This window comes from Micromonospora sp. NBC_01392 (assembly GCF_045040125.1).
In the GTDB taxonomy this organism is placed as follows: Bacteria; Actinomycetota; Actinomycetes; order Mycobacteriales; family Micromonosporaceae; genus Micromonospora.
Map to the genome: position 1 here is coordinate 3,427,267 of NZ_CP109549.1, position 22,537 is coordinate 3,449,803.

The following is a 22,537-nucleotide window of genomic DNA, read 5'->3' on the forward strand; positions in this document are numbered from 1 at the left end:
CCCGGCTCAGTACGACAGGCCGGGCTGCGGCTTGTTCACCACCCGGCGTCGCAGCATCACCTGCCGGGTGCCGTCCCGGTAGAGCCGCACCCGGGCCAACTCCCAACCGGAGAACTCCGCCTGGATCGCCAGTTGCGCCGCGGCGGTCAACCGATCGACATTCGAAGGCAACCGCAGCGGCGCGTACTCGTAGTCCATGGCATCCATGCTGCCCAGCCCGGCGGCGCTCCGCCACCCCCGGACGGTGACCCCGGTCGCCCCCGCCGCCGCCGGCGACCGGTCAGCCGTCCCGCTCCGGATACCCGATCGGCACCGCGGAGACGTCGTCCAACGCCGTGACGATCTCGTCCGGCAGCGTCATCCGTTCCACCTGGAGCGCGCCGAGGAGCTGCCCGACCGTGCGCGCGCCGAGGATCGGCGCGGTCACGCCCGGCCGGTCCCGGATCCAGGCCAGCGCCACCTCCAGCGGCGACACGCCGAGCCCGCCGGCGGCGATCGCCACCGCCTCCACGATGCTGGAGCAGCGGGGCTCCAGGTACCTGCCGACGAACCGGTCGAAGTGCGGCGACACCGCCCGCGAGTCCGCCGGGCGGCCGTTGCGGTACTTGCCGGTGAGCACCCCCCGGCCCAGCGGCGACCAGGGCAGCACGCCCAGCCCCATCTCGGCGCAGGCCGGCAGCACCTCGCGCTCGATGCCGCGCTCCAGGAGTGAGTACTCCACCTGGGCGGCGACCACCGGGGCGCGCCCCGGCCAGGCGGCCTGCCAGGCGGCGGCCCGGGCGGTCTGCCAGCCGGAGAAGTTCGACACACCGACGTACCGGGCCCGGCCGCTGGACACCGCGTGGTCCAGCGCGGCGAGCGTCTCCTCCAGCGGCGTGTCCGGGTCGTACCCGTGCGCCTGCCACAGGTCCACGTGGTCGGTGCCGAGCCGGCGCAGCGACGCGTCGAGCGTGCGCAGCAGGTGCCCGCGCGAGCCGTCCCGGCGTCGGCCGCTGCCCGGCCGCAGCCCCGCCTTGGTGGCGATGAGCAGCTCGTCGCGGTCCACCAGGCTGCCCAGCAGGGAGCCGATCACCGACTCGGCGTCGCCGTCGGCGAACACGTCGGCGGTGTCGACGAGGTTGCCGCCCGCGTCGAGGTAGCTCTTCAGCTGGGCGGCCGCGTCGTCGGCGTCGGTGTCCCGTCCCCAGGTCATGGTGCCGAGCGCGAGCCGCGAAACCGCCAGCCCGCTTCGGCCGAGCGGTCGCTGTTGCATGCGTGAACCTTATTTCGAAGCCGGCGTCACGGATATCCTCGCCGCAGTCAACTTCCCGCGCGACCGCTGGCGGGTGTGACGTGTTCGGGCGAGCCGGTCGTCGGTGGCCCCACCGGCATTGCGTAACCTGATGCGACCTGTGGTGCGGACGGTGGGAGGATCATGCGACTCGGGCTCAGCCTCGGATACCAGACGGCGTGGAGCACGCCCGCCGACCACCTGGCGCTCGCCCAGGAGGCGGACCGCCTCGGCTACTCGGTGGTGTGGGCCGCGGAGGCGTACGGCTCCGACTCGCCGAGCATGCTGGCCTGGATGGCCGGGCAGACGGAGCGGATCGACCTGGGCTCCGCGGTCATGCAGATCCCGGCCCGCACCCCGGCGATGACCGCGATGACCGCGACCACCATCGACGCGCTCTCCGGCGGCCGGTTCCGGCTCGGCCTGGGCGTCTCCGGCCCGCAGGTCTCCGAGGGCTGGCACGGCGTGCGGTTCGCCAAGCCGCTGGCCCGCACCCGGGAGTACGTCGACATCGTCAAGCTCGCGGTGGCCCGCAAGGAGGTCGCCTACGACGGCGAGCACTACACGCTGCCGCTGCCGGACGGGCCGGGCAAGGCGCTGCGGCTGGGCTTCCATCCGCCGCGCGCGCACATCCCGATCTACCTGGCCGCGGTCGGCCCGAAGAACCTGGAGCTGGCCGGCGAGATCGCCGACGGCTGGCTGGCCGTCTTCTACGCCCCGGAGTTCGCCGAGGAGCAGCTCGCCTCGGTCCGGGCCGGGCGGGCCGCCGCCGGCAAGGAGCTGGCCGGCTTCGACGTGGTGCCGTCCGTGCCGGTGGTGGTCGGCGACGACGTCGCCACCTGCGCCGAGCTGGTCCGCTGGTACGCCGCGCTCTACGTGGGCGGGATGGGCAGCCGGAAGCAGAACTTCTACAACCAGCTCGCCACCCGGATGGGCTACGGCGACGCGGCCCGCGAGGTGCAGGATCTCTACCTGGCCAAGCGGCAGCGCGACGCCGCCGCCGCGGTGCCGATGGAGTTCATCGACCGGACGTCGCTGCTCGGCCCGAAGGAGCGCATCGCCGAGCGGATGCGGGAGTACGCCGCCGCCGGCGTGACCACGCTGTCGGTGACGCTGTTCGTGGCCGACCGGGACAGCGGCGTGCAGACGCTGCGTACCGTCGCCGAGGCCCTCGACCTGTCCGGGGTCGGCGAGTGACCTGGATCGAGGCCATCGTCCTGGGCGTCGTCCAGGGGCTGACGGAGTTCCTGCCGGTGTCGTCCTCCGGCCACCTGCGGATCACCTCGGCGATCTTCTTCGGCCGCGACGCGGGCGCGTCGTTCACCGCGGTGACCCAGCTCGGCACCGAGGCCGCGGTGCTGATCTACTTCTTCAAGGACATCTGGCGGATCGTCCGGACCTGGTGCCTGGGCCTGGTGGACCGTTCGGTGCGCTCCAGCCTCGACTACCGGATGGGCTGGTACGTCATCGTCGGCACGATCCCGATCGGGATCCTCGGGCTGCTCTTCAAGGACCAGATCCGCACCGCCGGCCGCAACCTCTACCTCATCTCCTTCACGTTGATCTTCTTCGCCCTGGTGCTCGCGTTCGCCGAGTACTGGGGGCGGCAGACCCGCACGCTGGAGAACTTCCGGATGCGTGACGGCGTGGCGATGGGGCTGGGGCAGGCGATGGCGCTCATCCCCGGCGTCTCCCGGTCCGGTGGCACGCTGACCGTCGGCCTGTTCCTCAACCTCACCCGGGAGACCGCGGCCCGCTACTCGTTCCTGCTGGCCATTCCCGCCGTGGTGATCTCCGGCGTGTTCAGCCTGCCGGACGTCTTCGAGCCGTCCGCGCCGGGCACCGCTGCGCCGAGCGTGGCCCAGATGGTGGTGGCCACGCTGATCGCGTTCGCCATCGGGTACGCGGCCATCGCCTGGCTGCTGCGCTATGTCGCGCACCACACGCTCTACCTGTTCGTGATCTACCGGGTGGCGCTTGGCACGCTGGTGCTCTGCCTGCTGCTCACCGGCACGATCAGCGCCACCTGATCCGGTCCGGACACGCCGAAGGCCGGCACCCCGCCCGGGGTGCCGGCCTTCGCGGTGTCAGCTGTTCCAGTGCTCGGCGACGAGGTCGGCGGCCTGCTGCTCCCACTGCGCGTAGTGGTCGGGGTAGGCGCTGACCTGGACGGTCTGTGCGGCCTGGGTCAGCGGCATGTCCTGCCAGCCGTCGACCTGCTTGAGGCCCTTGAGGAAGGCCAGGGTGGCGTACTCGGGGTCGGTGATCTGCTCGACCGTGCCCCACCCGGAGGACGGGCGCTGCTGGAACAGGCCCTGCGAGTCGTGGTCGTTGCGGTCGCCGAGGTGGCCGAGGTTCTCCAGCTTCGACTCCTGCAGGGCGGTGGCGATGGAGACGACCGCGGCGCGCTCGTCCATGCCGGCCTTCTTGGTGGCGGCGATGATCGCCTTGACGTTGGCGGTCTGCTCGTCGTCGAGGTCGATGCGGGACTGGGCGCCCTGCACGCCGTGCGGGATGAGCGCGGCGGTGTCGAGCTTCGTCTGCACGGCCACGGCGCTCTCGCGCGGGGTGGGCGTGGTGTCCTGGTGGTTCAGCGGGCCGGCGGCCAGGCCACCGGCGACGGTCAGACCGGCGATACCGAGGATGCTCTTGCGCAGCATGGTGTTCATGGGGGCTCCGTTCGGGGGTCGACGCACCGGGTGGGGTGCGTGGCACCGTCAGGCGCTCGTCTCGGGGGATCCGGCCGGGCCACGGGGCGGGGGCCTCGTCGTGGCTGCCGAACCGGGTGCAACGACCGGCGCCCCACCGTCATTCCCGGGGTCTGCCCGGGGGCGGGACAGCTGCGCGGCCGTTCACCCGGTTACAACGCCGCCCACCCCCCGCCGATTCCGCCCGGCGGGTGTCACCCACCACCCCCGAACCGGACACCCACCCCAAACGGCCCGTCCGCCCCGGTGACCATGAAGTTGGCGGCGCGCGGTGTCCGTTTCGTCACCGTCAACCTCATGATCACCGTGGCGGCGACGTCGGGTGGGTGGGGCGGTGGTGGGTCGGCTGTCGGGGGTGGGTACGGCCTAGGGTGGTCAGCGTGGCGACCCTTCTGCTCTTGCGACACGGCCGGACCTCCGCGAACGCCGACGGCGGCCTGGCCGGTCGGCAACCGGTCGAGCTGGACGACACCGGCCGGGCCCAGGCCGCGGCCGTCGGCGGGCGCCTCGCCGGGTTGCCGCTCGCGGCGGTGGTGAGCAGCCCGCTGATCCGCTGCCGGCAGACCCTCGACCTGGCGTTGCCCGGCGTCGAGCCGGTGGTCGAGGAGGGCCTGATCGAGTGCGGCTACGGCGCCTGGGAGGGGCAGGCGCTGAAGAAGCTGGCGAAGGAGCCGCTCTGGCCGGTGGTGCAGCAGCATCCCAGCGCCGCCGCCTTCCCGGAGGGCGAGTCGATGGCGGCGATGTCCGCGCGGGCGGTCGCGGCGGTGCGGGCGTGGGACGCGCGCGTCACGGCGGAGCACGGGCCCGAGGCGGTCTGGCTGGCGTGCAGCCACGGCGACGTGATCAAGGCGATCGTGGCCGACGCGCTCGGCGTACACCTGGATCTCTTTCAGCGGATCGTGGCCGACCCGGCGTCGGTCACGGCGATCCGCTACACGCCGCTGCGGCCGTTCCTGGTGCGGCTCAACGACACCGGCGGCGACCTGTCGACGCTGGTCCCGCCGCCGCGCAAGCGGCGCCGGCGGGCGGTGCGGGCGACCGAGTCGGACGCGGCGGTGGGCGGCGGCGCGGGGGCGGCGCGGTGAGCCGGCCGGCCGCGGCGGCCCGGCGTGTTGCGCTCTGGGCGGATTCGGCGTCGGTGGGCTGCGCGGTGCTTCCGCGCTCCGGATAGGGTCGTGGGTATGACGCACCAGGTGCATGCGTTCGAGCCGCCGGAGCGGTTCGTCGCCGGAACGGTCGGCCCGCCTGGGGAGCGCACCTTCTTCCTCCAGGCGCGTGGCGGCGGCCGGCTGGTCAGCGTCGCGCTGGAGAAGGTCCAGGTGTCGCTGCTCGCCGAGAAGCTGGAGGAGTTGCTCTCCGAGGCGCAACGCCGGTTCGGGGTGAAGCTGCCGGAGGCCGCTCCGGTGGTGCTGGGCGACAACGAACCGCTCGACACCCCGGTCGACGAGGAGTTCCGGGTCGGCACGCTCGGCCTGGCGTTCGACGTGGACACCGCCACCGTGGTGATCGAGGCGATCGCCGTGGGCGAGGCGGAGGCCGAGGTCGAGCTGGGCGACGCGGAGACCGACGAGGTCGAGATCGACGAGGAGCCGGACGAGCCCGACGACGACCTCGACCGGCTCCGGGTGCGGCTGACCCCCGAGGCGACCCGCGAGTTCATCGAGCGCGCCAAGCGGGTGGTCAACGCCGGCCGGCCGCCCTGCCCGCTCTGCGGCCAGCCGCTCGACCCGGCCGGTCACCTCTGCCCCCGGCACAACGGCTATCACCGGTGACCTCGTCGGAGCTGCAACCCCGACAGGACGCCGCGCAGGCGCTGCGGCTGCTGACCGACGGCGAGCTGACCCTGGAGGGGCGGCTGGTCGACGCCTCCAACGCCACGCTGCGCGGCGCGGTCGCGCTCGGCGAGACCACCGCGCACTGTGTCTACAAGCCGGTCCGTGGCGAGCGCCCGCTCTGGGATTTTCCGGACGGCACGCTCGCCGGCCGGGAGGTGGCCGCCTACCTGGTCTCCCGGGCCACCGGGTGGGACCTGGTGCCGCCGACCGTGCTGCGCGACGGCCCGTTCGGTCCCGGCTCCTGCCAGCTCTGGATCGACGAGCCGGCGGACGCCGAGCCGCTTGTCGGCTTCGTCCCGGCCGGGTCGGTGCCGCCGCGCTGGTTCCCGATCGCCGCGGCCCGTGACGACGACGGGGCGGCCTACGCGCTGGCGCACGCCGACGACCCGCGGCTGGCCCGGCTGGCCGTGCTCGACGCGGTGATCAACAACGCCGACCGCAAGGGCGGGCACGTGCTCGTCGGCGCCGACGACCGCATCTACGGCGTGGACCACGGCGTCAGCTTCCACGTCGAGGAGAAGCTGCGCACGGTGCTCTGGGGCTGGGCGGGCCGCCTGCTCCCGCCGGACGCGGTGGAGATGCTCGACGCGCTGGCCGGCCGGCTCGCCGGCGCGCTCGGCGAGGAGCTGGCCGAGCACCTCACGCTCGGCGAGGTCGCGGCGGTCGCGGCCCGGGTGGAGCGCCTGCGGGCCGACGGCCGGTTCCCGCTGCCGCCGGAGGAGTGGCCGGCCATGCCCTGGCCGCCGATGTGAACCGGTGTCGTGTTGATCACCCGAGGGGTGGCACCCGAGCGCCTGACGGATCGTTAGGCTGGCGGTCATGGAGTCTTGGACGGGACACGAGGTGCCACGGCTGCCCGGTGAAGGCGTGCCGCTGAGGTTGTACGACTCGGCGCGGCAGGGCGTCCACCCCTCCCGGCCCGACGGCGTCGCCACGCTGTACGTCTGTGGCATCACCCCGTACGACGCCACCCACCTCGGGCACGCCGCCACCATGATCACGTTCGATCTGGTGCAGCGGATGTGGCGCGACGCCGGCCTGACCGTGCGGTACGTGCAGAACGTCACCGACATCGACGACCCGCTGCTGGAGCGCGCCGAGCGCGACGGCGAGGACTGGAAGGTCCTGGCCATGCGGGAGACGGCGCTGTTCCGCGAGGACATGGAGTCGTTGCGCATCATCCCGCCGGCGCACTACGTCGGCGCGGTCGAGTCGATCCCGGACATCGCCGACCGGGTGCTCGTGCTGCTCAAGGACGGCGCGGCCTACCGGCTCGACGACGGCACCGGCGACGTCTACTTCGACATCTCCGCCACCGGCACGTTCGGCTACGAGTCCAACCTGTCCCGGGCGCAGATGCGGGAGATCTTCCCGGAGCGTGGCGGCGACCCGGACCGCGCCGGCAAGCGGGACCCGCTCGACCCGCTGCTGTGGCGCGGCGCCCGCGAGGGCGAGCCGTCCTGGCCCGGCGGCGACCTCGGCCCCGGCCGTCCCGGCTGGCACATCGAGTGCGCCGTCATCGCGCTGAACCTGCTCGGCGACCGGATCTCCGTGCAGGGCGGCGGCAACGACCTGATCTTCCCGCACCACGAGTGCTCCGCGGCGCACGCCGAGCGGCTGACCGGCGCGGCGCCGTTCGCCGACCACTACGTGCACGCCGGCATGATCGGCCTGGACGGTGAGAAGATGTCGAAGTCCAAGGGCAACCTGGTCTTCGTGTCCCGGCTGCGCGCCGACCGGGTCGACCCGATGGCGGTGCGGCTGGCCCTGCTCGCCGGCCACTACCGCACCGACCGGTCCTGGACCGACGAGCTGCTCGTCGAGGCGCACGAGCGGCTGGACCGCTGGCGGCGGGCCGCCGCCGCGCCGTCCGGCCCGTCGGGCGAGGCGTTCCTGACCGAGCTACGCGCCCGCCTCGCCGACGACCTCGACACCCCGGGCGCACTGGCCGCAGCCGACACCTGGGCCGCCCAGACGCTGGCCGGCGCCCCCGACGACCCGTCCGCCCCCGCCCTGTTCGCCGACGCGCTCGACGCCCTCCTCGGCATCCGCGTGTAAGGAGGGGCCCCCTGTTAACGCCTCCGGTATAGACAGGGCCCCTTCTCACCACCCCATCGGGCGGATCAGCCGAGGACGAGGCCCGGGTCGGGGCTGGGGTCGGGGGCCGGGGCGGGGATCTTGTACTCCTCGGTGAGCGTGGTCATCGGGCCCGGCCAGGTGGCCTGGGCGACCTCGATCGGTTTGCGCCGCTCGTCGTACGCGACGTGCAGCAGGTGCAGCACCGGCGTGTCCGGGCGGATCTGGAGGATCTCCGCCTCCTCCCGGCTGGGCTGGCGGGCGCTGATGGTGTCCGTCGCGGTGACGTAGCGGCGGCCGGTGGCCTCCTCGGCCTCCTGGTAGAGCGGCCGGCCGAACGCCTCGGCCCGTTCCAGTGAGCTGCCGGCGGTGTCGGCGGGCAGGAACCAGGACGCGCCGACCTCGACCGGGGAGTCCTCGGTGCGGACCAGGTGCCGCCGGCAGAGCAGCTCGGTGCCGTCGGCGACGCCGAACGCGTCGGCGACCTCCGGCGGGGCGGCGGCGCGACCGACGGAGACGAGCTGCTGGCGGTACCGGGCGGCCAGGTCGGTGTGGTAGCCGCGGAAGCCGCCGTACCGGCCCCGGGCCAGTCGGTTGAGTCGGCGGCGGGTGCCCCGGACGTACGTGCCGGAGCCCGGTTTGGTGATCAGGATGCCCTCGACCCGGAGCTGGTCGACGGCGCGCTGGACGGTCTGCTTGGCCACGCCGAACAGCTCCGCGATGGCCGGGATGGACGGCAGTCGCTCGCCCGGCGCCCAGTCGCCGCGCCGCACCCGGTCCTTGAGCTGCGCGGCGATCTGCCGGTGCGGGAACTCGGCCGCGCCGGGGTTGATCTGCATGTCCGCCTCCTCAGAACAGCTAGGTTCCTAGGATGCCCTACCGGACGTGACGCCGCCACCCCGAACACACGAAAAGGCCGGGCCCACGGGGACCCGGCCTTCGAACGAACCAGCTACCAGGAACCCGCGGTGGGCCCGGCGGAACCGCCCCGACGGCGCAGGTACTTCTCGAACTCCTGCGCGATCTCGTCCCCGGTCAACGGCGTGATGCCCGCGTCGCCGACGCGTTCCTCCAGCTCACGCACGTACTCACCGAGCTCGGCGTCCTGCTCGGCGGCGCTGCGCACCCGCTGCTCCCACTCGGCGGCCTCCTCGGCCAGGTCGGCCATCGGCACCGGCAGGTCGAGCACCTCCTCGACGCGGTGCAGCAGCGCCAGCGTCGCCTTCGGGCAGGGCGGGTTGTTGGCGTAGTGCGGCACGTGCACCCAGAACGACACCGCGTCGACCTCGGCCCGGGTGCACGCGTCGTGCAACACCCCGACGATGCCGGTCGGCCCGTCGTAGCGGGTGGGGGTGAGCTGATAGCGCTTGGCCGCGTCGGCGTCGGACGCGCTGCCGCTGATCGGCAGCGGCCGGGTGTACGGCACGTCGGCCAGCAACGCGCCGAGCAGCACCACCCGCTCGACCTCCAGGCTGTGGCAGATCTCCAGCACCTGTTCGCAGAACGTGCGCCAGCGCATGCTCGGCTCGATGCCGCGGATCAGGACCACGTCCCGCTCGGTGCCCTCCGGGCTGGCCACCATGAACCGGGTGGTGGGCCACTCGACCCGGCGGGTCTCCCCGTCGGCCATGGTGATGGTCGGCCGGCTCACCTGGAAGTCGTAGAAGTCCTCCGGGTCCAACTCGGTCACCTGCCGGGCCTGCCAGACCTGTTCGAGGTGCTCCACGGCGGCGGTGGAGGCGTCCGCGGCGTCGTTCCAGCCCTCGAAGGCCGCGATCGCGACCGGTGAGCGCAGAACCGGCAGCCCGTCGAACTCGGTCACGCCGTCACCTCACCCTGCTCGTCGGGAGCGGTGCCGCCCTGTCGCACGGTCGCGTCCCTGATGTCCTTCACGTCCGCCAGCCTACGTGTCGCCGCCGGAGCCGGCCCGTCGGCCGCGCCGGTCACCCGGCCGGACCACTCGGCCGAACCGGATGAAAGGTACGCGGTGATCCGGCCGACATTATGTGGGATGGCGTGATGGGAGTGACCGTGGCGTCGCTCGGCGCACTAACCTGACCGGGTGGCTACTTCGTTGCGCGACCTTCTGGCGGACCGGATCCTCATCGCCGACGGGGCCATGGGGACGATGCTCCAGGCCGCCGACCTCACCATCGACGACTTCGACGGCCTTGAGGGCTGCAACGAGATCCTCAACGTCACCCGACCGGACGTGGTCCGTGGCGTGCACGAGGCGTACCTGGCGGCCGGCGCGGACTGCGTGGAGACCAACACGTTCGGCGCGAACCTGCCGAACCTCGCCGAGTACGGCATCGCCGAGCGCATCCGGGAGTTGTCCGAGGCCGCCGCGCGGATCGCCCGTGAGGCCGCCGACGCGTACACGACGCCGGAGCGGCCCCGGTTCGTGCTCGGCTCGATGGGCCCCGGCACCAAGCTGCCCACGCTGGGGCACGCCAGCTACGCCTCGCTGCGCGACGCGTACCAGGAGAACGCCGCCGGCCTGATCGCCGGCGGGGCCGACGCGTTGATCATCGAGACCTGTCAGGACCTGCTCCAGGTCAAGGCAGCGGTGGTCGGCTCGAAGCGGGCCCGCGACGCCGCCGGCCGGGACGTGCCGATCATCTGCCAGGTGGCCGTGGAGACCACCGGCACCATGCTGCTGGGCAGCGAGATCGGCGCGGCGCTCACCGCGATCGAGCCGCTCGGCGTCGACCTGATCGGCCTCAACTGCTCCACCGGCCCGGCCGAGATGGGCGAGCACCTGCGCTACCTGTCCCGGCACTCGCGCATCCCGGTGTCCGTCATGCCGAACGCCGGCCTGCCGGTGCTGACCGCCGACGGGGCGTACTTCCCGCTCGGCCCCGAGGAGATGGCCGACGCGCTGGAGCAGTTCGTCGACGACTACGGCGTGGGCCTGATCGGCGGCTGCTGCGGCACCACGCCGGAGCACATCCGGGTGCTGGTGGAGCGGCTCGGCGGGCGGCGCCCCTCGGTCCGGGCGCCGGAGCCGGAGGCGGGTGTCTCCTCGATCTACCACCACGTGCCGTTCGCCCAGGACGCCAGCGTCCTGATGGTGGGGGAGCGGACCAACGCCAACGGCTCGAAGGCGTTCCGCGAGGCGATGCTCGCCGCCGACTGGCAGGCCTGCGTGGAGATCGCCCGCAACCAGGCCCGCGATGGTTCCCACCTGCTCGACCTCTGCGTCGACTACGTCGGCCGGGACGGCACGCAGGACATGCGGGAGCTGGCCGGCCGGTTCGCCACCGCGTCCACGCTGCCGATCGTGCTGGACTCCACCGAGCCGGCGGTGATCGAGGCGGGGCTGGAGATGCTCGGCGGCCGGTGCGTGGTCAACTCCGTCAACTTCGAGGACGGCGACGGCCCCGACTCCCGCTACGCGCGGGTCATGCCGGTGGTGAAGGAGCACGGCGCCGCCGTCGTGGCGCTGCTCATCGACGAGGAGGGCCAGGCGCGTACCCGGGAGTGGAAGGTCCGGGTGGCCAGCCGGCTGATCGACGACCTGACCGACCGCTGGGGGATGCGCCGGGAGGACATCCTCATCGACGCGCTGACGTTCCCGATCGCCACCGGGCAGGAGGAGACGCGCCGCGACGGCATCGAGACGATCGAGGCGATCCGGGAGATCGTCGCCCGCTACCCGGGGGTGAACTTCACCGCCGGCATCTCGAACGTCTCGTTCGGGCTCAACCCGGCGGCCCGGCAGGTGCTCAACTCGGTGTTCCTGCACGAGTGCGTCCAGGCCGGTCTGAGTTCGGCCATCGTGCACGCCAGCAAGATCCTGCCGATGTCGCGGATCCCGGACGAGCAGCGTGAGGTGGCGCTGGACCTGGTCTACGACCGCCGCCGCGAGGGCTACGACCCGGTGCAGCGGTTCATCGAGGCGTTCGAGGGCGTCGACGCCGCGTCGGCGCGCGCCACCCGGGCCGAGGAACTGGCCGCGCTGCCGCTGGAGGAACGGCTCAAGCGGCGGATCATCGACGGCGAGCGCAACGGCCTGGAGGCCGACCTGGACACCGCGATGGCCGAGGGGCGCACGCCGCTGTCCATCATCAACGACCTGCTGCTCGACGGTATGAAGGTGGTCGGCGAGCTGTTCGGCTCGGGGCAGATGCAGTTGCCGTTCGTGCTCCAGTCCGCCGAGGTGATGAAGACCGCGGTGGCCTACCTGGAGCCGCACATGGAGAAGGCCGACGACGACGGCAAGGGCCGGATCGTGCTCGCCACCGTCAAGGGCGACGTGCACGACATCGGTAAGAATCTCGTCGACATCATCCTGTCCAACAACGGCTACGACGTGGTCAACATCGGCATCAAGCAGCCGATCAACGCGATCCTCGACGCGGCCGAGGAGCACCGGGCCGACGCCATCGGCATGTCCGGGCTGCTGGTCAAGAGCACGGTCATCATGAAGGAGAACCTGGCCGAGATGGCGTCGCGCGGCGTCGCCGAGCGCTGGCCGGTGCTGCTCGGCGGGGCGGCGCTGACCCGGGCGTACGTCGAGGACGACCTGCGGTCGATCTACCCGGGGCAGGTGCACTACGCCCGGGACGCGTTCGAGGGTCTGTCCCTGATGGACCGGGTGATGACGGCCAAGCGGGGCGGCGCGCCGGTGGTGGACCCGGAGCGGGAGGCCGCGCTGGCGGCCCGCCGGGAGCGTCGGGAGCGGCAGCGCGCGCAGGTGCGTGAGGCGCTGCCGGAGCTGGACGACGCCTCGGTCCGCTCGGACGTGGCGGTGCAGGTGGCGGTGCCCACGCCGCCGTTCCTCGGCACCCGGGTGGTCAAGGGTCTGCCGCTGGCCGACTACGCGGCGCTGCTCGACGAGCGGGCCACGTTCCTGGGGCAGTGGGGGCTGCGCGGCGCCCGGGGCGGCACGGGCCCGACGTACGAGGAACTGGTGGAGACCGAGGGTCGGCCCCGCTTGCGATACTGGCTGGATCGGCTGATCGCCGACCAGGTGTTGGAGGCGGCCGTGGTGTACGGCTACTTCCCGGCGTACGCCGAGGGCAACGACCTGGTGGTGCTGGACGAGAACGGGCACAGCGAGCGGGCCCGGTTCTCCTTCCCCCGGCAGCGGCAGGAGCGTCGGCTGTGCCTGGCGGACTTCTTCCGCCCGAAGGGCGACCAGTTGGACGTGGTGGCGTTGCAGCTGGTCACCGTCGGGCAGCCGATCAGCGAGTACACGGCGAAGATGTTCGCCGCGAACGAGTACCGCGACTACCTGGAGGTGCACGGCCTGTCGGTGCAGCTCACCGAGGCGCTCGCCGAATACTGGCACCGGCGTGTCCGGTCGGAGCTGGTGCTGCCGGGCGGTGGCACGGTCGCTGACGACGACCCGGCCGACCTGGCCGGCCTGCTGCGCAACGACTACCGCGGCTGCCGGTACGCGTTCGGCTATCCGGCCTGCCCGGACCTGGAGGACCGGGCGAAGGTGGTGCAGTTGCTCGGCGCGGAGCGGATCGGCGTGCAGTTGTCGGAGGAGTTCCAGCTCGTGCCGGAGCAGGCCACCGACGCGATCGTGGTGCACCACCCGGAGGCGAACTACTTCAACGCCAAGTAGCCCGATCTCGGCGCTTGATCCACTCCACATCGTCGAGGTGGCGGTATCACCGTCGCCCGCATATCACCATCTCCCCGAGCCGGTGTGGATCAAGCGGTGGTCAGGTCACGCCGAGCATCGCGGCGAGTTGGATGACGGTGACGGGGGCGTGGGAACTCCGGACCACCTCCGAGAGCACCGCGCGGGCGTGTGGCCGGTGACGTAGTTCGTCCGGTGCGAGGTGGGCGGCGTCGGCCAGGGCACGGCCCGCGCCGTCCGGTTGGCCGATCTGAAGGTACGCCCGGGCGGCCTGCACGAGATGGCCGGCGCGGTGCTCAGTGGCCAGCCACCGCCAGCCGTCACGGGTGCTGGCCTTCTCGTGCCAGGCGACCGCGTCATGGCCGGCTCCCAGGTCGAGGGCCGCGTGTGCCCGAGCCAGCATGACGGTTGTCGGCCCGAAGCCGGTCCGGAAGTGGTCGTGACCGTCGCCCACCCGGTCGGCGAGGGCATCGGCCTCGGTGAGCAGTTCTGCCACCTTCCGGTCGTCCCCGCGCCGGGCCGCTGCCAGCGCGGCCTGAATCAGCAAGGCTCCGCGCAGCGACGCATCGTCCGGAGCGCGGTACGCGGCGCGCAGCGCAGTCGACATGGCGGCACGGCTCCGATCGCACACTCGTAGCGCCTGACTGACCTGTATGGCGGCGATCGTGGTCATCTCCCGGTCGCCGGCGGCGACTCCCATGGCCCGGTCGGCGGCGAGCCAGGCCAGCTCACCGGCACCGAGCTTGGTCAGCAGCGAGGCGGTCACCCGATATGCCTGCATCAGCGGTGAGCGGCCGGGTCCGGGTTCATCCGCGTAGGTGTGCTGCGCCTGAACCAGCAACTCGGGGAGAAGCGCGGTCACCTGCGGGTAGCGCGCGTGCTGAAACGTCGTCCAGGCGTGTTCGACCGTGCGGGCCATCCGGTCGGCGGGCACCATCGGTCGTCCGGCCGGCTGGCCGAGGGCTACGTCGTACGTCGACAGTGCTGCGGCGATCCGGTTCACGCCTGCGGGCCTGTGGATCGTGTCGGCTGGCGAGTCGGCGCGGCCGAGTAACACGGCGGCGTCGATGCGCAGCACGCTGGCGACGTCGTAAAGAGTGGACACCCGGTCGAGGGAACGGACGCCGCGTTCGACCTTGTCCACCCAGCTTTTGGACTTGCCGAGGCGATCGGCGAACATCTGCTGGGACATCTTCCGCCGGCTGCGCCAGTGCGCTACCCGCCGGCCGATCGGCAGAGCGTCAGTCGTCACGGCGCCACCGTCGATCCGGCACCGCGCGGGTCGTCTCCTCGACCGGTACGCGATCCGCCTCGGCCTGCACAAGTAGCCGCCGCCTGGCGGCCTCCCGCTCGGCAGCCTGGATCTGCTCGCCCCGGTCCACCTCCGCACTGTGGTCACGCCGGGGTCTTCTTCTCGAACGTTCCATCGACTGCTCCTGGGCCCTGAGAACGGCGGCCCGCTGGCAGCCGTGTCGGACATCAGAATCTGTCGGGCTGTAGCGACGACTTCACCTCAGGTGATGGACGGCATGGGACGTCCTTGGTAGGTTCGATCGTCCCGGCAAGTCGTCCGCAGCTCTCCGACCAGGGGTTTCGATGCCGAACGACCGTCTTCGCAGTGGTTTGCTGAAGAAGGGGCTGACGCCAGCCTCGCTCGCCGGGGAAATCGGTGTGGATCCGAAGACCGTGGAGCGCTGGATCACGCAGGGCCGTAACCCGTACCCGCGTTACCGCCACACCATCGCGGAACTGCTGGACGAGAGTGAGTCGTACCTCTGGCCGGACGCCCTGCCGAAGCAGCGGGCGGTGCAGGTCAGCCAGTCCGAGGTCGTCCACATCTACCCGCGTCGCGGGGCCGTCCCGACGGACCTCTGGCAGCAGCTCCTCGAGAAGGCCACCCGGCAGGTCGGAGTCCTGGTCTATGGTGGCTTGTTCCTGCCTGAGTTCAACCACCGATGGGTGTCCACGCTGCGCGAGAAGGCGTTGGCTGGCACCCGGGTGGACCTGCTGTTCGGCGACCCGGACGGCAAGAACATCACCGAGCGCGGCGCCGACGAGGACATCGGCGCGGCCATGTCGAGCAAGATCCTCAACGCGCTGGCGTTCTACCGGGAACTGCGGGGCCTGGACAACGTCGGGATCTACTACCACGACACGATCCTCTACAACTCCATCTACCGCTTCGACGACGAGATGCTGGTGAACACTCACCTCTACGGCACACCGGCCGCCTATGCCCCGGTGCTGCACCTGCGCCGCATCGGCGGTGGGGAGTTGTTCGACGGCTACGTCGCGAGCTTCACGCAGGTGCTGGGGAAGAAGCGGGCCGTCTGGCCTGAGCGGTCGACGGCCAACGGGCTGGGGCCATGAGTCGGATCGACCACTTCGAGAACCCCGATGCGCCGAAGCCGAACAGCATCGTCGCTGCGGTGTCGGTCTTCGTGCAGGACGGGCAGGGGCGGGTGCTGCTCATCGAGCGCACCGACAACCACCTGTGGGCGCTGCCCGGTGGCGCCCAGGAGTTCGGGGAGTACATCGCCGAGGCGGCCGTCCGTGAGACGCGCGAGGAGACCGGGGTCGAGGTCGAGGTGACCGGCATCGTGGGGATCTACACCAACCCGAGTCACGTGGTCGAGTACAGCGACGGCGAGGTGCGGCAGCAGTTCTCCGTCTGCCTTCGCGCGCGCTACGTCAGCGGCCAGCCCGCACCGAGCGACGAGTCGTCGGAGGTGCGATGGTTGGCGCCCGGCGAGTTGTCTGATCTGACGATCCACCCGTCGATGCGGCTGCGGATCGACCACGGTCTCGAAGACCGGCAGCAGCCGTACATCGGTTAGGTCGCCAGTCGTTGTTCCGTGCGGCGGATGGCGTCGAGCAGCGGCGGCTCCGCCTTGGCCCAGAAGCGGGTCACCAGGTCGTCCGGGCCGTACCGGTCACGGATCTCCGCCAACCGCTCTTCCACGGTCAGGTCCTGACCGTCGGGCCCTGTCGTCATGTCGGCGTACCAGAGAGCGTCGGATGTCGGCGACTCCTCGAAGGGGAACTCCGCCATGAGGTCGGGCTTCATCCCTCTCTCCTCGGCCTCGTACGACGCGCAGGAGTGATGAGCGACCAGGCCCGCCAGACGCGGGGGAAAGCCCTGGCGGAGCAGCCATCGGGCGCCGTCGAGCGCGTGGAAGCCGGTGTCCGCGACGGCCGGGGCATAGCCGACGTCATGCAGCCACCCGGCAGCGGCGAGCAGTTGCGCGTCCTCCCCGACCAGCCGGCCAAGGCGCTCAGCCTTCACACCGACGGCGCGCACATGCTTCCACCTGCGCGGGAGCGCCACGGCCAGGCATCGCCCCGCAAGCCGCGCGGCGTGGTCAGCCAGAGGGGTCACGCTGCCAGGCTACGGGGCCGTCGAACACGTTGTCGGGATTGGGTTCGACCGCCTGAGTGGACATGATCGGCCCGGCTGGGGACCATGCGTGCGTGGCGGTGGAGGTGTGGACGGCGGTGACGTCGTTGGGCGGCGTGGCCATCGGCGGCGGGCTCTCCTATCTGGTGCAGCATTCGACCCAGCGGATGGCGGCCCGGACCGAGCAGCGTAAACAGGATCTCGCCCGGGCGGAGGCCCGGCGGGCCGAGCGGCTGGCGCTGGTGGAGCGGTTCGTCACGGTGGGGGCCGACGCCGAACGGTGCGCGTTCACCCGCCCCGACTGGTGGGAGGACGGCGAGGAGTGGCCGACGCAGACGCAGTCGGTGATGAACCAGTTCTGGGTCGCGGAGCGGATGATCCGCCTGCTGTTCCCGATCCCGGTGCACGACGCCGCCCGGGCGTACTTCCTGGTGCTCAACGGCGCCGTGTGGGAGGGCGTGCCGGAGGGGCAGGACCCGCGGGACCTGTTCGAGTGGCCGCGCCTGGCCTTCCTGGACGCGGTGCGGGAGGCGCTCGGCGCCTGACGTCGAAATCTGTCCCAGATCGGCATCACTCGGAAGGGTTCTCACATCCTCTTCCGGTTATATGGGCAACTGTCCGGTCCTAACGTGAGGGCGCACGCCGACCCGATCGAGAGGCCACGACCATGCATGACATCTCGCGTCGCAAGCTGCTCCAGGCGACGGCCGCCGTGGGCGCCGGGGCGGTCGTCGCCCCGGCCGTGCTCGGCGGGCCCGCCCAGGCGGTCACCGGCACCGACGGCTCCGGGGTGCCCGTCTGGGCCGAGTGCCCGCCGGCGCAGCTGACCGGCCGCATCGTGCGGTTCGGCGACCCCGACTATCCGACCGCGAGCCTCGGCTGGGACGAGCTGTTCGTCCGCAACCCGCTGGTCATCGTGTTCGCGCAGAACACCCAGGATGTGGTGAACGCGCTCGCCTGGTCGCGGCAGAACAACGTCGCGCTGCGGGTACGCAGTGGCCGGCACAGCCTTGAGGGCTGGTCGAACGTGGACAACGGCATCGTGATCGACGTCAGTGAGCTGAAGTCGGCCGACATCAACCCGGCCACGCTCACCGCGCGTGTCGGCGCCGGGCTCAACCAGTTGGAGGCGGTCACCGCGCTCGCCCAGCAGGGTCTCGCGGTGACGACCGGTACGGAGGGCAGCGTGGGCCTGTCCGGGGCGACCCTGGGCGGGGGTTTCGGCTTCCTGACCCGCTGGCTCGGCATGGCCTGCGACAACCTGATCGGGGCGGAGGTCGTCGTCGCGTCGGGCGCCAACGGCGCCAGGGCGGTCGAGGTGGACCTGAGAAACCACGCGGACCTGCTCTGGGCCCTGCGCGGGGCGGGTAACGGCAACTTCGGCATCGTCACCTCGCTGACCTACCGGGTGGCCCCGCTGCGCGGCGTCGCCTACCTTCAGGCGACCTGGTCGGGCCTGGACGACCTGCGGGGCGTCTTCGACCGGTGGCAGCGCACCGCGCCTTTCACCGACGTGCGCCTCGGCTCCCAGTTGGAGATCCACCGGTCGCAGATCCTGCTGTTCGGCGTGCTCGCCGAGGGCACCGAGGCGGAGGTGCGGAGGCTGCTGGCGCCGGTCCTGTCGGTCGGCAGTCCGCAGGTCACGGTGCAGATCGGCGGCTGGGGCGACATCTACGCCGGGTTCCAGATCCCGACCCAGGACGAACCGGCGAACTGGAAGTTCTTCTCCCAGTTCACCCGCCGGCCGTTCCCGCCGGAGGCGATCGAGATCATCCGCTCGTTCATGGCGGTCGCGCCCACCGACGACAGCAACTTCTTCACCCAGGCGTTCGGAGTCGGCGCGCAGGCGAAGCAGCCGGCCGGCGGGTCGGCGTTCCCGCACCGCGACGCGATCTTCTACTCCGAGCCGGGCGCCGGCTGGGGGACCCGGGGAGTGCCGGACAGCGGCGACGCCCTGACCCCGGCGGCCCAGGCGTGGATCGCCGAGTTCAGCCAGGCGCTGCGGCCCTACGTGGACGGCGCCTACGTCAACGTGCCGAACATCGGCATGCAGGAGTGGGAGACCGCCTACTGGGGGCCGAACGTGGAGCGCCTCCGCCGGATCAAGGCGATGTACGACCCGCACAACGTCTTCCAGTACGAGCAGAGCATCCCGCCCGCGTCCTGCTGAGCTAGTCGCGAGCGGGCTCACCGTCCGGCATGTTCTCCCCGGGCGCCCGGGGAGCGGTGCGGAGGATGTCGCGGGCCTGTTCCGCGGCGCGGGTGATGTTCTCGCTGATGAAGTCGAGGAAGCGGGCGATGTTCTCCAGTCGGGCGGCGGCTGGGGTGTCGGGTCCGAGCAGGGCGACGCCCTGGCGGGCGACGGTGACGAGTTGGTCGTTGGCCCGTGCGCTGGCGATCGTCGCCTGGTAGAAGAGGTCGTCGTCGACGACGTAGCGCTCCCGGCGGCTGTCGTCGCGTTCCCGGCGGACCAGGCTCTGCCCCGCGAGGAAGGCGATCGCCTTGGAGACGGAGGCGGGGCTGACCTGGAGGTGCCGGGTGAGGTCGGCCGCGGTGAGGCTGCCCTCGTCGCTGGTGAACAGGCAGGTCAGGACCCGGGCAGCCATCGTCGGCAGGCCTGAGGCCAGGAGGACGGTGGTCAGCGTCTCCTCGTACTCGGTCAAGGCCTCGGCGTCGCGTCCTCGCGGCTGGGGGAGTGACTCCGACCCCCGGGGGGCGGCGGTCGTGCGCCGCCGGGCGCGACGTTCGGTGGCGCGGTGGGCCAGTTCGGCGCGGTAGGCGGTGGGGCCGCCGTTGCGCATCACCTCCCGGGTGATCGTGGAGGTCGGACGATCGAGTCGTCGCGCGATCTCCGCGTAGGCGAGGCTCTCGGCCAGCCCCGACGCGATCCGCTGGCGCTCCTGCTGGGTGAGTCTGCTGCCCGGCACGTCGTACTCCTCCCGTCCGGCCCGCGTTCGGTGGGCAGCATAGCGTTCGCCACCAGGCTGTTGCAACGGAAGTTGTTGGCCATGTTGCATTACGTCGCGACCTGTTGCAATGATTGAAACGATCTGAGCTGGATAAACGCTCTCTGGGTGCAACGAGTTTGTTGCCGCAATGCGGAAAGCAACGTAGCGTTTCCGGTGTTGGAAACAAGCACCGAAACCCTGGGAGAGCACCGTGCCGACGTTCGCCACCCCCGCCCCCATCTCCGCCGTCCTGGACGTCCCCGCCGGGCGTATCCAGGTCATCGCCGCGGACCGCGCCGACACCAGCGTCGAGGTCCGACCCGCGGACGCCGCCCGCAGCCGCGACGCCCGCAGCGCGGAGCAGGCGGTCGTCAGCTACGCCGACGGCGTCCTGCGGCTCCACGTCCCCGAGCCCGCCGCCCGGATCATCGGCGCCCCCGGATCCGTCGAGGTCACCGTGCGGATGCCCGCCGGCTCCGACCTCCAGGCCACCTCCGGCGCCGTCGAGGTACGCGGCGTCGGCCGCCTCGGCGACGTCACCGTCGACGGCGCGTACCGGCAGGTAAAGATCGACGAGGCCGCGAGCGTGCACCTGACCGCGACCGACGGTGACGTCGAGATCGGCCGGCTCACCGGCGCGGCGGAGATCAGCACCGCGCGGGGCGACATCCGGATCGCCGAGGCGGTACGCGGCACGGTCGTGCTCCGCACCCGCTCCGGCGACATCACCGTCGCCGCCGCCAGCGGTGTCCCGGCCAGCCTGGACGCCGGCACCGACCACGGCCGCGTCAGCAACGCCCTGCGCAACGACGGCGCCCCCGTGCTCGACATCCGGGCCACCACCTCGCACGGCGACATCACCGCCCGCAGCCTCTGACGCACCCCCACTCAACGGCAGGAGCAGGATCATGATGAAGAACGCGTGGACCGGGAAGGTGCCCGTCGAGGACACCGCCCTGGCGGTCACCGACACCGGCGGCGACGGCGTCCCCGTGCTGTACCTCAACGGCCAGTTCGCCACCCAGGGCTACTGGCGGCGGGTCATCGCCGACCTGGGCGACGGCTGGCGGCACATCACCTACGACGAACGGGCCCGGGGCCGGTCGCAGCGGTCGGCCGACTACTCCTTCGCCGCCGCCGTCCGCGACGTCGACGCCGTGCTCGCGGCTCGGGGCGTGCACCGGGCGCTGCTGGTGGGCTGGTCCTACGGCGCCGTCGTCGGCGCGCACTGGGCCGAGCGCAATCCCGACCGTACGGTGGGCGCGGTCCTGGTCGACGGCGCGTTTCCCTACGACTGGCTCGACGAGGCCATGGAGCTGCGGATTCGAAAGCTGTTCAAGCGGATGGGCTGGTTCACGCCGCTGCTGCGCCCCACCGGCCTGACCCCGCGGATGAGCGCCGCGCAGCAGGCCGAGAGCAACATCGAGCTCGGCCGACTGTCCCGGGAACGCGAACTGGGCCCGGTGCTCGACCGGATCACCGTCCCGGTGCGTTACGTGGTCGCGTCGGGCACGTCTCTCGGCAGCCGCGGCGACGAGCAGGAACGGATCCGCGCCGGGCTGGACGCGGTGACCGCCCGCAACCCGAACATCCGGATCAGCGCGAAGGTCGCCAGCAACCACGGCGCGCTGCTCAAGAAGGATGCCCCGGCCATCGTCGCGGCCGTCCGCGAGGTCGCCGCCCTCGCCGACGTGGCGACGACCGACCGGTGACGGGCGATCATGACGGTGGCGGTGGCGAGTCGGACGGCGGTCGCCGCCACCGTCATGGTCAGCGGTCCGGCGCGGAGTAGCCACGGCGGTGGGAGAGCCGGTGCTGGAGCCAGGTCACGACCAGCTCGTCGAAGCCGGGCGCCCGCGCACCCCGGACCCGGATACCGTGGTCGGCGCCCGGGAACACCACGATCGTGTGGTCGGTGTGCCGGGCGTCGACGAGGATCCGGTCGAGGGCGCGCACGCTGGCCCCGACCGGGACCTGCACGTCGTCGGCGCCGAAGATCGCCAGCAACGGGCAGCGCAGGGCGGCGAGCGCCGGCTCCGGGTCGTGCTCGGCGATGCCGGCGAGGAAGGCGATCGAGGCGGGCGAGGTGCCGGCGAGCAACGCGTACCAGGGCGCGTCATGCCAGCGGGCCTGCGCCGCGTGCACAGCGGCCGGGTCGTCGCCGGCCCGAACCCGATCGATCTGCTCGTGGAACAGTGCCAGCGCCTGACGGGCGTCGTCGGCGGTGAAGCCCGTCGCGGTGAGTTGGTGACCCAGCCGGTACTCCTCCTGCGCCACCACGCCGACGCCGGGACCTGACACGCTCACCACCGCGGCGACGGCGGCAGGGGAGCGGGACGCGGCGAGCGGCGCCACCCATCCACCCTGGCTGCCGCCGATCAACGCGACGGCGCCCGCGTGCACGTCCGACCGTGCCCGCAGCGCGTTCACCCCGGCCAGGGTCTCGTCGGCCCGGTCGGTCATGCTCTGTCGGGTCCAGTCGCCGGTGGACGCGCCGGAGCCGGGCTTGTCGTAGGCGAGGCTGGCGAAGCCGGCGGCGGCCAGCCGGGTCTGCCACTCCCGCTGGTCGCGACCGCCCGGGCCGGAGCCCTCGACGAAGACCACCGCCGGGTACGGCCCCGGCCAGGGTGGCCGGACCAGATCGCCGACCAGCACGTCGTCGCCGTGGCGGAAGGACAGTTCCGTCGTCTCCGGGGCGAACAGCACG

The 22,537-nt window shown here is 72.0% G+C and carries 23 protein-coding genes; 13 read left to right on the forward strand and 10 right to left on the reverse strand.

The genetic code is table 11. The annotated features are described in order from the left end of the window. Positions 1-6: 6 nt before the first annotated feature. Positions 7-198, reverse strand: a complete 192-nt coding sequence (locus tag OG767_RS15350; RefSeq protein WP_107155556.1) for a DUF5703 family protein — start codon at positions 196-198, stop codon at positions 7-9. A gap of 82 nt (positions 199-280) precedes the next feature. Further along, positions 281-1,252 (reverse strand): aldo/keto reductase, encoded by a 972-nt coding sequence (locus OG767_RS15355; RefSeq protein WP_107155557.1) that lies wholly within the window; start codon positions 1,250-1,252, stop codon positions 281-283. Between the two features lie 162 nt (positions 1,253-1,414). Here OG767_RS15355 and OG767_RS15360 point away from each other — a divergent pair, with 162 nt between their 5' ends. Next, positions 1,415-2,467 (forward strand): LLM class F420-dependent oxidoreductase, encoded by a 1,053-nt coding sequence (locus OG767_RS15360; protein ID WP_396774447.1) that lies wholly within the window; start codon positions 1,415-1,417, stop codon positions 2,465-2,467. Next, positions 2,464-3,300: an undecaprenyl-diphosphate phosphatase gene (locus tag OG767_RS15365; protein WP_107155559.1), complete on the forward strand. Its 837-nt coding sequence runs from the start codon at positions 2,464-2,466 to the stop codon at positions 3,298-3,300. Before OG767_RS15360 ends, OG767_RS15365 begins: the two co-directional genes overlap by 4 nt. Positions 3,301-3,357: 57 nt before the next feature. Here the strand turns inward: OG767_RS15365 and OG767_RS15370 are convergent, their stop codons facing one another. After that, positions 3,358-3,939, reverse strand: coding sequence for a hypothetical protein (locus OG767_RS15370; protein WP_405094021.1), 582 nt, complete (start codon positions 3,937-3,939; stop codon positions 3,358-3,360). Between the two features lie 410 nt (positions 3,940-4,349). On the opposite strand from OG767_RS15370, the gene OG767_RS15375 reads away from it, so the two are divergent. The 4 genes from OG767_RS15375 (at position 4,350) to mshC (ending at position 7,871) form a co-directional block, all read left to right on the forward strand. Beyond that, positions 4,350-5,063, forward strand: a complete 714-nt coding sequence (locus tag OG767_RS15375) for a histidine phosphatase family protein (RefSeq protein WP_405094022.1) — start codon at positions 4,350-4,352, stop codon at positions 5,061-5,063. 96 nt (positions 5,064-5,159) lie between these two features. Then, on the forward strand, positions 5,160-5,750 hold the full coding sequence (locus OG767_RS15380; RefSeq protein WP_405094023.1) for a DUF3090 domain-containing protein: 591 nt from the start codon (positions 5,160-5,162) through the stop codon (positions 5,748-5,750). Then, positions 5,747-6,565 carry an SCO1664 family protein gene (locus OG767_RS15385; protein ID WP_405094024.1) on the forward strand — a complete coding sequence of 273 codons (819 nt, stop codon included), beginning with the start codon at positions 5,747-5,749 and terminating at the stop codon, positions 6,563-6,565. Before OG767_RS15380 ends, OG767_RS15385 begins: the two co-directional genes overlap by 4 nt. A 67-nt stretch (positions 6,566-6,632) precedes the next feature. Continuing rightward, a complete protein-coding gene (gene mshC / locus OG767_RS15390) occupies positions 6,633-7,871 on the forward strand; it encodes a cysteine--1-D-myo-inosityl 2-amino-2-deoxy-alpha-D-glucopyranoside ligase (protein WP_405094025.1) in 1,239 nt (412 codons plus the stop codon). A gap of 65 nt (positions 7,872-7,936) precedes the next feature. On the opposite strand, the gene OG767_RS15395 is transcribed toward mshC, so the two are convergent. Together OG767_RS15395 and OG767_RS15400 are read right to left on the reverse strand one after the other, a co-directional pair. Beyond that, positions 7,937-8,728, reverse strand: coding sequence for a GntR family transcriptional regulator (locus OG767_RS15395; RefSeq protein WP_281940721.1), 792 nt, complete (start codon positions 8,726-8,728; stop codon positions 7,937-7,939). Between the two features lie 113 nt (positions 8,729-8,841). Then, complete coding sequence (locus tag OG767_RS15400) at positions 8,842-9,711, reverse strand: PAC2 family protein (RefSeq protein WP_030504102.1); 870 nt, start codon at positions 9,709-9,711, stop codon at positions 8,842-8,844. A gap of 252 nt (positions 9,712-9,963) precedes the next feature. Here OG767_RS15400 and metH point away from each other — a divergent pair, with 252 nt between their 5' ends. After that, positions 9,964-13,467, forward strand: coding sequence for a methionine synthase (metH, locus tag OG767_RS15405; protein WP_405094226.1), 3,504 nt, complete (start codon positions 9,964-9,966; stop codon positions 13,465-13,467). A 100-nt stretch (positions 13,468-13,567) separates the two neighbouring features. On the opposite strand, the gene OG767_RS15410 is transcribed toward metH, so the two are convergent. Together OG767_RS15410 and OG767_RS15415 are read right to left on the reverse strand one after the other, a co-directional pair. Then, positions 13,568-14,737, reverse strand: a complete 1,170-nt coding sequence (locus OG767_RS15410) for a helix-turn-helix domain-containing protein (protein ID WP_405094026.1) — start codon at positions 14,735-14,737, stop codon at positions 13,568-13,570. Beyond that, entirely contained in the window at positions 14,727-14,912 is a 186-nt protein-coding gene (locus OG767_RS15415) for a hypothetical protein (protein ID WP_405094027.1), read from the reverse strand. Before OG767_RS15415 ends, OG767_RS15410 begins: the two co-directional genes overlap by 11 nt. Positions 14,913-15,156: 244 nt before the next feature. Between OG767_RS15415 and OG767_RS15420 the strand changes: the two genes are divergently transcribed. Both OG767_RS15420 and OG767_RS15425 read left to right on the forward strand, forming a co-directional pair. Continuing rightward, positions 15,157-15,855 carry an XRE family transcriptional regulator gene (locus tag OG767_RS15420; protein WP_405094028.1) on the forward strand — a complete coding sequence of 233 codons (699 nt, stop codon included), beginning with the start codon at positions 15,157-15,159 and terminating at the stop codon, positions 15,853-15,855. Beyond that, complete coding sequence (locus tag OG767_RS15425) at positions 15,852-16,322, forward strand: NUDIX hydrolase (RefSeq protein WP_405094029.1); 471 nt, start codon at positions 15,852-15,854, stop codon at positions 16,320-16,322. The genes OG767_RS15420 and OG767_RS15425 overlap by 4 nt, the downstream gene beginning before the upstream one ends. Here the strand turns inward: OG767_RS15425 and OG767_RS15430 are convergent. Then, positions 16,319-16,864 (reverse strand): HD domain-containing protein, encoded by a 546-nt coding sequence (locus OG767_RS15430; protein ID WP_405094030.1) that lies wholly within the window; start codon positions 16,862-16,864, stop codon positions 16,319-16,321. The two genes, OG767_RS15425 and OG767_RS15430, sit on opposite strands and share 4 nt — an antisense overlap. Positions 16,865-16,956: 92 nt before the next feature. On the opposite strand from OG767_RS15430, the gene OG767_RS15435 reads away from it, so the two are divergent. Together OG767_RS15435 and OG767_RS15440 are read left to right on the forward strand one after the other, a co-directional pair. After that, positions 16,957-17,427: a hypothetical protein gene (locus OG767_RS15435; protein WP_405094031.1), complete on the forward strand. Its 471-nt coding sequence runs from the start codon at positions 16,957-16,959 to the stop codon at positions 17,425-17,427. Positions 17,428-17,549: 122 nt separating this feature from the next. Next, complete coding sequence (locus tag OG767_RS15440; RefSeq protein ID WP_405094032.1) at positions 17,550-19,052, forward strand: FAD-binding oxidoreductase; 1,503 nt, start codon at positions 17,550-17,552, stop codon at positions 19,050-19,052. Position 19,053: 1 nt separating this feature from the next. Here OG767_RS15440 and OG767_RS15445 read toward each other — a convergent pair whose 3' ends face one another. Continuing rightward, entirely contained in the window at positions 19,054-19,809 is a 756-nt protein-coding gene (locus OG767_RS15445) for a helix-turn-helix domain-containing protein (protein ID WP_405094033.1), read from the reverse strand. A 232-nt stretch (positions 19,810-20,041) separates the two neighbouring features. Between OG767_RS15445 and OG767_RS15450 the strand changes: the two genes are divergently transcribed. Beyond that, complete coding sequence (locus OG767_RS15450; RefSeq protein ID WP_405094034.1) at positions 20,042-20,707, forward strand: DUF4097 family beta strand repeat-containing protein; 666 nt, start codon at positions 20,042-20,044, stop codon at positions 20,705-20,707. Between the two features lie 31 nt (positions 20,708-20,738). Further along, the gene (locus tag OG767_RS15455) at positions 20,739-21,542 is read left to right on the forward strand and encodes an alpha/beta fold hydrolase (RefSeq protein ID WP_405094035.1); all 804 of its coding nucleotides are present in this window, start codon (positions 20,739-20,741) and stop codon (positions 21,540-21,542) included. A gap of 58 nt (positions 21,543-21,600) precedes the next feature. On the opposite strand, the gene OG767_RS15460 is transcribed toward OG767_RS15455, so the two are convergent. Continuing rightward, on the reverse strand, positions 21,601-22,536 hold the full coding sequence (locus OG767_RS15460) for an alpha/beta hydrolase family protein (protein ID WP_405094036.1): 936 nt from the start codon (positions 22,534-22,536) through the stop codon (positions 21,601-21,603). Position 22,537: the final 1 nt, after the last annotated feature.